Genomic DNA, 11,354 nt, shown 5'->3' on the forward strand with positions numbered 1-11,354 from the left:
TACCCACGAACTCCTACGGAACCTCCGGCGGAGCCGTAGGCGCCCCCGGCAACCGCACCGTCGCGATCGTGCCGCCGCCCTCCGCGCGGGCCAGCGTGACCTGGCCGCCGGCCTGCTCGACGGTGCGGGCCACGATCGACAGGCCGAGCCCCGAGCCGGGCAGGGCCCGCGCGCTCGGCGAGCGCCAGAAGCGGTCGAAGACGTGGGGGAGTTCGTCGGCGGGGATGCCGGGCCCGTGGTCGCGGACGGTGAGGACACCGTCGTTCAGGACGACCTCGATCGTGCCGCTCTCCGGGCTGAACTTCACCGCGTTGTCGAGGATGTTGACCACAGCGCGCTCCAACGCCGCCGGTTCCGCGCGGACGTACCAGGGCTGAAGGTCGGCCGTGATCGTCAGCTCCGGGCCGCGCAGCCGTGCCCGGCGCAGGGCGGACTCGACCGTGTCCTCCAGGGAGACCACCTGGACGCGCTCGCCGCGCTGGCCCTCCGAGCGGGACAGCTCCTGCAAGTCGCCGATCAGGGCGGCCAGTTCGGTCATCTGGGCCTTCACCGAGGCGAGGAGGGCCTTGCGGTCGGCCTCGGGGATCGGGCGGCCCGTCTCCTCGCTGCGGGTGAGGAGTTCGATGTTGGTGCGGAGGGAGGTGAGGGGGGTGCGCAGTTCGTGGCCGGCGTCCGCGATGAGCTGCTGCTGGAGTTCGTGGGAGTCGGCCAGGGCGGAGGTCATGGAGTTGAAGGAGCGGGAGAGGCGGGCGACCTCGTCCTCGGCGTCGTCCTCGACCGGGATACGGACGCTCAGGTCCTCGGTGCGGGCCACGTGCTCGACGGCTTCGGTGAGCTTGTCGACGGGGCGGAGGCCGGCGCGGGCCACTGCGAGACCGGCGGCGCCTGCGCCCACGACTCCTACGCCGGAGACGAGGAGGAGGATCAGGGCGAGTTCGTTGAGGGTCTTCTGGGTGCTCTTCAGGGAAACGGCGACCACGAGCCCGACGTTGGGGCCGGTCTCCCCCGAGGCGGTAGTGGTGGCGCCCAGCGGCCGGGTCAGCACACGCACATCGGTGCCGTCCCCAGCGGTGCCGTTGCGGAAGTAGACCCGGTTGGTGTTCGCCTCCTCGATCTGGTCCTTGTCGGCCTGGGTGACCTTCACCGTTGCCGCCGAGTCCTGGAGGATGCAGACGGTGCCGTCCTCCTGGACCAGTTGGGAGTAGGTGTTCCGGAAGACGCCAGTGCCATACGGGGTCTCGGTGCAGTTGGTGAGAGCGTCCTGGAGCTGGCCGGGCATTCTCATCGATGCCTTTTTGAGGTCGTCGTCAACCTGCTGGTACAGCTTCCCCTGCACAATGAACCAACAGGTAACCGAAACCGCAGCCACCGCGAACGCCACAGCCGCCGCCACCAGCAACGACAGCCGCGTCCGGATGGGCAACGACCGATACCGGCGCACTACACGCTTCACTCGGCCCCACCCTGCCGCAGCACATACCCCACACCCCGAACCGTGTGCACGAGCCGCGGCTCGCCACCCGCCTCGGTCTTGCGCCGCAGGTACATGACGTAGACGTCCAGCGAATTCGACGACGGTTCGAAGTCGAAGCCCCAGACCGCCTTGAGGATCTGCTCACGCGTCAGCACCTGGCGCGGATGCGCCATGAACATCTCCAGCAGCGTGAACTCCGTACGGGTCAGCTCCACCGGCCGCCCACCCCGCGTCACCTCACGCGTCGCGAGATCCATGCGCAGGTCGGCGAAGGTCAGCGCCTCGTCCTCCTCCGCCGCGCCCGCACCGGCCGCCGCCGCGTACGAGCTGCGCCGCAGCAGGGCGCGGACCCGGGCGAAGAGTTCGTCCAGTTCGAAGGGCTTGACCAGGTAGTCGTCGGCCCCGGCGTCCAGTCCCGTCACACGGTCGCCGACCGTGTCGCGGGCCGTCAGCATGAGGATCGGCGTCGTGTCGCCGGCGCCGCGGATGCGGCGGGCCGCGGTCAGGCCGTCCATGCGGGGCATCTGGATGTCGAGGATCACCAGGTCGGGCCGGTAGGCGGTCGCCTTCTCCAGGGCGTCGGCGCCGTCGACCGCGACCTCGGTGTCGTACCCCTCGAAGGCGAGGCTGCGCTGGAGTGCTTCACGCACCGCGGGCTCGTCGTCGACGATCAGGATGCGCTGGGGGTCACGGTCGCCATCGGCGGGGCTCATGGGCTCGGGATCCTCGGGTGTGGTGGGGACAGGGGGTTGAGTGGCCAACGCCTTCAGCCTCGCATGTTTCTCGGCCTGCTCGGTTTAGTCGGCCTGCTCGGCCTGCTCGGCTTCCTCAGCCCCGTACGGCACGGCGGCGGCTGCGGGCCGGGGCGGCCCTGCGGCCCGCGCCGAGACCGGCGGTCGCCAGTTCCGGCGCCCGGGAGGGGGCCGTCGGCGCGTGCAGGGCGCCGGCGATGTTCAGGGCCAGGGCGATGTCGGCCGCACCGAAGGCGGTCGTGGTGTGCTCAACCTGCTGGATCATGACGTACTCCTTCAGCTCGGGCTTCGACGAGGTCAGTTCTGCGAACCCGACCGCAGCTTCGCCAGGTCGGACTTGACGGTGTTGATCGGGATGGCGAAGCCGAGGCCCACGCTGCCCGCGTCCGACGAACTCGAGCCGGAGGCCGAGTACATCGCGGAGTTGATGCCGATGATGTTGCCGTTCATGTCGATCAGCGCGCCGCCGGAGTTGCCGGGGTTCAGGGACGCGTCCGTCTGGATGGCCTTGTACGTCGTCGTCGACGACCCCGTGTCGCCGTTGAACTGCTGACCGCCGAACTCGAACGGCCATCCGCCGCCGCCCTGCTGCTGTTGCTGGCCCTGGCTCTCGTCGGTCGAGACGGTCACGTCACGGTTGAGCGCGGACACGATGCCGCTGGTGACGGTGCCGGTCAGGCCCTCGGGGGAGCCGATCGCCACGACCTGGTCGCCGACTTGGACACCGGAGGAGTCGCCGAGGGTGGCCACGGTCAGCCCGGAGGCGTTCTGCAGCTTGATCAGCGCGAGGTCCTTGCTGCTGTCGGTGCCGACGACCTCGGCGGTGTACTCCTTGCCGTCGCTGGTCCTCACCTTGATCGAGGAGGCGCCGGAGACGACGTGGTTGTTGGTGACGATCTCGCCGTCACTGGTGATGATCACGCCCGAGCCGGTGGAGGACCCGGCGTTCGAGTTCGCGTTGATCTCGACGATGCTCGGGCTGACCGCCTTGGCGACCCCGGCGACCGTGCCCTTCTGGCTGGAGGGGACGACGTTGGTGCTGGTGGAGCTGGTGGCGGCGACGGTGTCGTTGCCGGTCAGCTCCTGGATGCCGTACGCCGTGCCCCCGCCGATCGCCGCGGCGACGATCGCCACGGCGGCGAGGAGGGCGACCGGGCCGCGGTTACGGCGCCGTGCCTTCGGCGGCTGGGCGACGGGCTCGGTGAGGAGAGTGGTGGGGGCTCCGCCGGCCGCCTGGCCCGTCGGCTCGTGGCTCGTCGGGCCGTGGCCCGTCGGCTCGTGCGCCGCCGGCTGGTACGCCGGCGGGGGCGGCCACTCCGGGTTCACGGGGGAGGAGGCGTGCTGCTGGGCGCCCTGGTGGGGGTTCGTGTACTGCTCGTACTCGCCGTCGCGGCGGAAGCTCTCGGTCATGACAATGAGCTTGTCGCCCGACCATGAGAGCTCCCTGAGTGCTCCCTGAGAAGCCCGGCAGAAGCTCGTATGCCCGATGTAAAGACGGTTCTGGCGGCTTGGTAAGGCCTCTCAGACGGCCTTCACAAAGGCTCGCCGGCCGTCACTTGCAGCCGCAGGACCGCCGCACAACCAACCGCGACGGAAACACCTTCAACCGCTCCCGCCGCGACCCGGCGACCCGCAGCCCGTCATCGAGCACCAGATCCACCGCGGCCCGTGCCATCGCCGACCGGTCGGACGCGATCGTCGTCAGCGGCGGATCCGCCAGCGCCGCTTCCTTGATGTCGTCGAACCCGGCGACAGCCAACTCCCCCGGCACGTCCAAGCGGAGCTCCCGCGCCGCCCGCAGCACACCGATGGCCTGGTCGTCGGTGGAGCAGAAGATCGCCGGCGGCCGGTTCGGGCCGGAGAGGATGTCGAGCGCTATGCGATACGCGTCGTAGCGGTTGTACGGCGCCTCGAACAGCCGCCCCTCCGTGGGCACCCCGGCCTCGGCCATCGCGCGCCGCCAGCCCTCGACGTGATCGGAGACCGGGTCGCCGACCGCCGGGGTCTCGGCGGTGCCGCCCATACAGGCGACGTACTCGTAGCCGTGCTCCAGGAGGTGGCGTACGGCGAGCTGGGCGCCGCCCAGGTCGTCGGTGACGACGGCGACGTCGTCTATGGCCTCGGGCCGCTCGTGGAGGAGGACGACCCGGGCGTCCCAGGCCTCGATCTCGGCGGCGGCCAGGTCGTTCAGGGCGTGGGAGACGAGGATGAGCCCCGAGACCCGCATCCCGAGGAACGCCCGCAGATAGTGGACCTCGCGCTCGCCGACGTAGTCGGAGTTGCCGACGAGAACCATCTTCCCGCGCTCGGCCGCGGCCCACTCGACCGCGTGCGCCATCTCCCCGAAGAAGGGCTGGCGCGCGTCCGGGACGATCAGGCCTATGAGATCGGTGCGCCGCGAGGCCATCGCCTGGGCGACCCGGTCGGGCCGGTACCCCAGTTCCTTGATGGCGGCGAGTACACGCTCGCGCGTGGCCGGGGCGACCGGCCGGGGTCCGTTGTTGATGACATAGCTGACGACGGCAGTGGACGTCCCTGCCAGCCGAGCCACATCATCGCGAGTCACCTTGGCCACGCGCGGAGTCTACGCGGATGGACCCGCTCTGGGCAGGGCGTGAAGGAGCTTCCCTGTCGCCCGGCTGTCAGTGGGCTGTGCGAAAGCAACGCCGGTGAGGCCCCGCCCGAGCGTCCGCTGTGCCTTTCTATGCGTCGGCCCGGACGTCGGCGTCGTCCAGGACGGCCTTCTCGTCCGCATCCTCCGATTTTGCCCGGCCGGCCTTGGCCTTGGCTTCCTCGGCGGCGCGGTCGATCTTCTCGGGAGTAACGAATCGATAACCGACGTTCCGGACGGTCCCGATGAGCGACTCGTGCTCGGGTCCGAGCTTGGCGCGCAGGCGTCGTACGTGGACGTCGACGGTCCGGGTGCCGCCGAAGTAGTCGTAGCCCCAGACCTCCTGGAGCAGCTGCGCGCGCGTGAAGACGCGGCCGGGGTGCTGGGCGAGGTACTTCAGGAGCTCGAACTCCTTGAAGGTGAGGTCGAGGACCCGGCCCTTGAGCTTGGCGCTGTAGGTCGCCTCGTCCACCGACAGGTCGCCGTTGCGGATCTCCATGGGGGAGTCGTCGTTGACGATCTGCTGGCGGCCCATGGCCAGCCGGAGACGGGCCTCCACCTCCGCCGGGCCGGCGGTGTCGAGGAGTACGTCGTCGATGCCCCAGTCGGCGGTGACGGCGGCGAGGCCGCCCTCGGTGACGACGAGGATGAGCGGACAGCCGGGGCCGGTCGAGCGCAGCAGCTGGCAGAGGCTGCGCACCTGGGGCAGGTCGCGCCGGCCGTCGATGAGGATGGCGTCGGCACCCGGGGTGTCGACGAGGGCGGGGCCTTCCGCCGGAGCCACGCGCACGTTGTGCAGCAGCAGGCCGAGGGCGGGGAGTACCTCCGTCGACGGCTGGAGGGCATTGGTCAGGAGCAGCAGAGAACTCATACGTCTGGTTCCTCCTCGGTCCCTGCGAGGACGTGTGCGGTACGGAACTGCTCTGCGATCCCGAAGGCCCCGTACACCTGCGGTCACCTGAGGTTTCCCGCGTCGTATACAACGCTTCCGAAAGCACAAAAGGACCCGGGGGCTACGCTGCCCGAGTCCTCTGCCCAGCAGAATAGCCCACATGAGCATCGGTCCGGCAGGTCATGTGGCACGATCGACGGTTCGTCCGCACTCTGAGACAACCAGACGTACACCTTTGCGGACGTTTCTGCACACCGACGACGGCGTGACGATCGATTCCGTATACGACCCGCGTGCGGTCGTATACGACGCCTCCCGTCCACCCGCCGGTGACCTGGTGTTCGTCGTGGCCCACGGCTTCACCGGCGACGTGGACAAGCCGCATGTGCGACGGGTGGCGCGGGCCCTCACCCGGCACGGGGCCGTCGTCACCTTCTCCTTCCGGGGCCATGGCGCCTCGGGCGGCCGTTCGACGGTCGGCGACCGCGAGGTGCTCGACCTGGCGGCCGCGGTGCGGTGGGCCCGCGAACTCGGCCACGCGCGCGTGGCGACCGTGGGCTTCTCCATGGGCGGCTCGGTGGTGCTGCGGCATGCGGCGCTGTACGGCGGGCGGGGCGGGGAGCAAGGGGAGAGGGGGGAGCGTACGGGTGTGGACGCGGTCGTGTCGGTGAGCGCGCCCGCGCGCTGGTACTACCGGGGCACGGCACCCATGCGCAAGCTCCACTGGCTGGTGACGCGGCCCGAGGGGCGCCTGGTGGGCCGCTACGGATTCCGTACCCGTATCCACCACCGGGAGTGGGACCCGGTGCCGATGCCTCCCGTCGAGGCGGCGGCGCTCATCGCGCCCACGCCGTTGCTCATCGTGCACGGCGACCGGGACGGCTACTTCCCCCTCGACCACCCTCGCACGCTGGCCGCGGCAGCCGGTGACCACGGCGAACTCTGGCTGGAGCCCGGGATGGGGCACGCCGAGCACGCGGCCGCCGACGAGTTGCTGGGCCGGATCGGGGACTGGGCTGTCGGTCGGGCGGGCTAGCCTGGCGGGGTACACAGCCGATTGATTGAGGAACCGCATGCCAAAGGTCACGGTGCGCTACTGGGCCGCCGCGAAGGCCGCGGCCGGGATCGCCGAGGAGCCGTTCGACGCGGCCACGCTCGCCGAGGCGCTGGACGCCGCCCGCGAGCGACACCCCGGTGAACTCGTGCGCGTCCTGCAGCGATGCTCGTTCCTCGTCGACGGTGACCCCGTGGGCACCCGCGAACATGAGACGGTACGGCTGGCCGACGGCGGCACGGTCGAGGTGCTCCCGCCGTTCGCAGGAGGGTGACGATGACCGACCAGCCGTATCAGGGGTACGACGGGTACGACCCGTACCAGCAGCAGCCCGCTCAGCAGCCCGTGCCGCAGGGATGGCCCGGGCAGCAGGCGTACGACGATCCGCAGGCGGCCCAGCAGTACACGCAGCAGTGGCAGGGGCAGACCTGGGAGACGCAGGTGCAGCCGCAGGTCGCGCCGGCCCCGCCGACCTCGGAGTACCGGGGCGGGGAGCCGTCCGGGTATCAGGCCGCGGGCGCCGGGGGCTGGGAGGGCGCGCCTCAGGGACACGGGCGGCAGCAGCAGCCCCACGGCCAAGGACAGCAGGCCCACGCTCAGGGACAGCAGCCTCACACGCAGGGGCAGATGCGGGCGCAGTCCCAGGGCGGGGCGCACGGCCATCCCCAGGCCCAGGCTTACGGCCAGGCCCAGTTCCAGCCCCCCGCGCAGGCGCAGAACCAGACGCGGGCCCACGCTCCCGGGACCGGCGTGGATGCGACGGATGTCCAGGCGGGCGACGGCAACGACCCCGGGTACGGCCCCGCGACCCTCTCCGGCGACGACCGGTTGACCGACGCCCAGCGGGCCCGGCTGGAGGGGCGTTCCCCGATCATCGAGCCGGGGATCCAGCCGGCCGCGCTCACGGCGCTGCTGGGCCTGCTGCTCTCGGGGACGGCGGCGATCGGGGCGTACGCCCTGCTCGTCCCCCTCGTCGCCCTTCAGGCGGTGACCGCGGCGGGCTGGTTCCGGCTGAACGGCATGTGGCCGGCCCGGCAGGGCATCGCGCTGGCCTTCGCGGGCGCGGTGGCGGCGGACGTGGCGCTGCTGGCGGCCGACCGGGCGCCGGCGGCGATCCTCGGCACGCTGGGGGTCTGGGTGCTGCTGGCGCTGGTGCTGCAGCTCCGCTCGCACGCCGATCCGGACGAGCGGATGTACGGGCTGATGGCGACGGTCGCCTCGGCGGCGCTGTCGATCGTCGCGGCCGGATACCTCGCGGCGGAGGGGGACGCGGTGACGGTGGGCGCGGTGGCGGTCGCGGTCGCGGTCCTGGTGCGGGCGCTGCCGTTGCCGACGCCGGTTTCCGTGGTCGTCTCGCTGCTCGCGGCGGCGGGGGCCGGGGCTGTCGTCGGTGCGATGGCCGGGGTGGGGGCGGACGGGGCTCTGCTCGGTGTCGGTGCGGCGGTGTGTGCGCTGATCGGGCACCGGGTGGCCAGCTACGACTATCCGTCCAGGTTCGTGCACTTCACGGCGGGCGTCGCGCTGCCGCTGGCGGCTGCGGCACCGGCGGTGTACCTGCTGGGCCGCGCGCTGGCCTGAGCCCGCCTTTCTCGCCCCCGCCGCCCCTATCCGGCCCGTCCCCCAGGGGCTGCCGCCCCTTCGACCCCGCGTCCCTGGGGGCTGCCGCCCCCATACCCCCGCTTCGGCCCTGAACGGGCCTCGTCCTCAAACGCCGGACCGGCTGGAAATGCCCGGGCCGGCGCTGAGAAGCGGCGGTCTGCACTGGTTGCGCGCTCAACCCCCAGGGGTTTTCGAGGGCAGCCTCTTGCGAAACCCCGGCGTTCGCGCCAACGCCGCCCGCCCCACCCCTGTCACAGGTGATCGACAATTCGCCGGGGCAGGGCTCGGCGGAGTTACGCTCGCGCTGACGGCCGCCCGGCCGTCAGTGACCGTGGTCGTTGACGACCGCCGAGGTGGGGGAACACCACAACATGCGCGCCCTTCGGATACTGCTGATCGTCGTCGTGATACTCGGCGGCCTCTTCGTGCTGGCCGACCGGCTCGCCGTCGGGTTCGCCGAGGACGAGGCCGCAGGCAAGCTCCAGACGACCGAGAACCTCGACGCGGCCCCTGACGTGTCCATCAAGGGCTTCCCCTTCCTGACCCAGGTCGCGAGCGGCACGCTGGACGACGTCGAGGTCGGCATCAAGGACTACGAGGCCGGCACCGGCACCGACGGCAAGACCATCCGCATCGACGACCTCACGGCGAACATGCAGGGCGTCGAGTTCTCCGGCGACTACAGCTCCGCGACCGCGGCCACCGCCACCGGCACCGCGTCCATCACCTACGCCGAGCTGCTGAAGACCGCCAAGTCCGAGCCCACCCAGGTCGCCCCCGGCGTCACCGCGAGCGTCGTCGGCCTCTCGGACGGCGGCAACGGCAAGATCAAGGTCGCCGTGGAGGCCACCGTCCTCGGCAAGAAGCTGCCGAACCCGGTCTACGTCCTGAGCTCGGTCACCACCGAGGGCGACACCGTGAAGGTGCACGCCGACACCCTGCCCAGCTTCGCCGGCGCCGACATCGCCGAGGACCGGGCCCGCGCGATCACCGACTTCGAGCAGAAGATCGACGGTCTTCCCGGCGGCATCCAGCTCGACAAGGTCCAGGCGGCGAAGAACGGAGTCGAGATCACGGTGAAGGGTTCGAACGTCCGCCTTGCCGGGTAGTGCTCTGCCGGGTAGTGCCTTGTGGGATGGGACGGCCACCGGAACCCGATGCCCGTCTTCCGGGTGTCCGACTGGCGAGACGGCGTCGTCCGTAGCGTAGATGTGACCGCCGATACATCGGCCCCGCAGGCCGTGCGAGGGCGCCCTCCGCAGTGAGCCGAACGTCTGCGATCCCGCATTGCGGACGATCCTGTCTCAGCATGCGACACACCGGTGACACGCCCGCCCGTCCGTCCCTACGATCGACGGCATGAAGCGACAGGCGGATCTCACGAAGCGGCGGGCAGTAGACCTGTGCCGCGTTGCCGCCATGCTCTGTCGCACCTTCTGAGCGGAAGCTCCGACTTCTGCGTTTCCCCGCGCCCTGACCAGGGCACAGGTGCGCCGTCTCGGCCCGAGCGCGCGCACCCCCTCGCACTCGCACGCCCCGCCGCAACTGCCCCGGAGGAGAGAAGAGCATGAGCCGCAGCGACGTCCTCGTCGACGCCGACTGGGTCCAGGAGAACCTGGACAACCCCAACATCGCGATCGTGGAGGTGGACGAAGACACGTCCGCCTACGAGAAGAACCACATCAAGAACGCGATCCGCATCGACTGGACCAAGGACCTGCAGGACCCGGTCCGCCGCGACTTCATCGACCAGGAGGGCTTCGAGAAGCTCCTGTCGGCGAAGGGCATCGCCAACGACACCCTGGTGATCCTCTACGGCGGCAACAACAACTGGTTCGCTTCCTACGCCTACTGGTACTTCAAGCTCTACGGCCACGAGAACGTCAAGCTCCTCGACGGCGGCCGCAAGAAGTGGGAGCTGGACGCCCGCGAGCTGGTCGAGGAGGTGCCCGAGCGCCCGACGACCGAGTACAAGGCCAAGGCCCAGGACACCTCCATCCGCGCCTTCCGTGACGACGTCGTCGCCGCGATCGGCTCGCAGAACCTGGTCGACGTCCGGTCGCCCGACGAGTTCTCCGGCAAGCTGCTCGCCCCCGCGCACCTGCCGCAGGAGCAGTCGCAGCGTCCGGGCCACGTCCCGTCCGCCCGCAACATCCCGTGGTCGAAGAACGCCAACGACGACGGCACCTTCAAGTCGGACGAGGAGCTCAAGGAGCTCTACGCCGAGGAGCAGGTCGACCTGGCGAAGGACACCATCGCCTACTGCCGTATCGGTGAGCGCTCCGCGCTGACCTGGTTCGTCCTGCACGAGCTGCTCGGTGTGGAGAACGTCAAGAACTACGACGGCTCCTGGACCGAGTACGGCTCCCTCGTCGGCGTTCCGATCGAGCTCGGCGCCAACAAGTAGGACCAGCAGTAAGCGAATCAGACCAGCAGTAAGCGAACAGACCGCAAATCCCGACCGGCCTTCCTCCGGTCAGACCCCTCTTGGAGAAAGACATGTGTGGAGCGAAGGCCGGCGGCCCCGACGCCTCGACGATCAAGCCCGGTGAGACCACGATCCAGGGTCAGGTGACCAAGGACGGCGAGCCGGTGACGGGCTACGTCCGTCTGCTGGACTCGACCGGCGAGTTCACCGCGGAGGTCCCCACCTCCGCCACGGGCCAGTTCCGCTTCTACGCGGCCGAGGGCACCTGGACCGTACGCGCACTCGTCCCCGGCGGCACCGCCGACCGCACGGTCGTCGTCGCCGAGAAGGGCGCGCTCGCCGAGGTCGCGATCGCGGTCTGAGCGAACCGAGCAGCCCACCGACTGCCGAAGAGGGCCGCACCCCGCGGGTTGGACACCTGGGGTGCGGCCCTCCGGCATGACCGCCCGCCCGCCATCTCACGCCGAGCCGCATGCCCGGCCTACCCTGGACGTATGTAGGCACGGCGACGGCACACGGCCCCTCCTTGACGCGTCCCTTGCGA

The 11,354-nt window shown here is 70.5% G+C and carries 13 protein-coding genes; 7 read left to right on the forward strand and 6 right to left on the reverse strand.

What is annotated here, in order from left to right; all coding sequences use genetic code 11:
- Positions 1 to 13 precede the first annotated feature (13 nt).
- From ACIREI_RS35985 to ACIREI_RS36010, 6 genes are all read right to left on the reverse strand, one after another.
- Positions 14 to 1,453 carry an ATP-binding protein gene (locus ACIREI_RS35985; protein ID WP_403342178.1) on the reverse strand — a complete coding sequence of 480 codons (1,440 nt, stop codon included), beginning with the start codon at positions 1,451 to 1,453 and terminating at the stop codon, positions 14 to 16.
- A complete protein-coding gene (locus tag ACIREI_RS35990; protein ID WP_403342180.1) occupies positions 1,450 to 2,187 on the reverse strand; it encodes a response regulator transcription factor in 738 nt (245 codons plus the stop codon). The genes ACIREI_RS35985 and ACIREI_RS35990 overlap by 4 nt, the downstream gene beginning before the upstream one ends.
- A gap of 115 nt (positions 2,188 to 2,302) precedes the next feature.
- Positions 2,303 to 2,491 (reverse strand): hypothetical protein, encoded by a 189-nt coding sequence (locus ACIREI_RS35995; protein WP_403342182.1) that lies wholly within the window; start codon positions 2,489 to 2,491, stop codon positions 2,303 to 2,305.
- A gap of 32 nt (positions 2,492 to 2,523) precedes the next feature.
- On the reverse strand, positions 2,524 to 3,636 hold the full coding sequence (locus tag ACIREI_RS36000; RefSeq protein ID WP_403342185.1) for a S1C family serine protease: 1,113 nt from the start codon (positions 3,634 to 3,636) through the stop codon (positions 2,524 to 2,526).
- A gap of 142 nt (positions 3,637 to 3,778) precedes the next feature.
- Positions 3,779 to 4,801, reverse strand: a complete 1,023-nt coding sequence (locus ACIREI_RS36005; RefSeq protein WP_403342188.1) for a LacI family DNA-binding transcriptional regulator — start codon at positions 4,799 to 4,801, stop codon at positions 3,779 to 3,781.
- 127 nt (positions 4,802 to 4,928) lie between these two features.
- Positions 4,929 to 5,708, reverse strand: a complete 780-nt coding sequence (locus ACIREI_RS36010; RefSeq protein WP_403342191.1) for a winged-helix domain-containing protein — start codon at positions 5,706 to 5,708, stop codon at positions 4,929 to 4,931.
- Positions 5,709 to 5,889: 181 nt separating this feature from the next.
- Between ACIREI_RS36010 and ACIREI_RS36015 the strand changes: the two genes are divergently transcribed.
- The 7 genes from ACIREI_RS36015 to ACIREI_RS36045 all read left to right on the forward strand — a co-directional run bounded on the left by ACIREI_RS36015 (position 5,890) and on the right by ACIREI_RS36045 (position 11,172).
- Positions 5,890 to 6,765 carry an alpha/beta hydrolase gene (locus ACIREI_RS36015; RefSeq protein ID WP_403342193.1) on the forward strand — a complete coding sequence of 292 codons (876 nt, stop codon included), beginning with the start codon at positions 5,890 to 5,892 and terminating at the stop codon, positions 6,763 to 6,765.
- A gap of 37 nt (positions 6,766 to 6,802) precedes the next feature.
- Entirely contained in the window at positions 6,803 to 7,057 is a 255-nt protein-coding gene (locus ACIREI_RS36020; protein ID WP_030052141.1) for a MoaD/ThiS family protein, read from the forward strand.
- 2 nt (positions 7,058 to 7,059) lie between these two features.
- Complete coding sequence (locus ACIREI_RS36025) at positions 7,060 to 8,361, forward strand: hypothetical protein (RefSeq protein ID WP_403342197.1); 1,302 nt, start codon at positions 7,060 to 7,062, stop codon at positions 8,359 to 8,361.
- A 392-nt stretch (positions 8,362 to 8,753) separates the two neighbouring features.
- Positions 8,754 to 9,491, forward strand: coding sequence for a DUF2993 domain-containing protein (locus tag ACIREI_RS36030; RefSeq protein WP_403342199.1), 738 nt, complete (start codon positions 8,754 to 8,756; stop codon positions 9,489 to 9,491).
- 250 nt (positions 9,492 to 9,741) lie between these two features.
- On the forward strand, positions 9,742 to 9,822 hold the full coding sequence (locus ACIREI_RS36035; RefSeq protein ID WP_350310325.1) for a putative leader peptide: 81 nt from the start codon (positions 9,742 to 9,744) through the stop codon (positions 9,820 to 9,822).
- A 127-nt stretch (positions 9,823 to 9,949) separates the two neighbouring features.
- A complete protein-coding gene (locus ACIREI_RS36040) occupies positions 9,950 to 10,789 on the forward strand; it encodes a sulfurtransferase (protein ID WP_403342202.1) in 840 nt (279 codons plus the stop codon).
- 92 nt (positions 10,790 to 10,881) lie between these two features.
- Entirely contained in the window at positions 10,882 to 11,172 is a 291-nt protein-coding gene (locus ACIREI_RS36045) for a DUF1416 domain-containing protein (RefSeq protein ID WP_093904296.1), read from the forward strand.
- The last annotated feature ends 182 nt before the right edge of the window (positions 11,173 to 11,354 follow it).

Origin of the sequence: Streptomyces sp. NPDC093591, from assembly GCF_044764885.1 — a bacterium.
Lineage (GTDB): Bacteria > Actinomycetota > Actinomycetes > Streptomycetales > Streptomycetaceae > Streptomyces.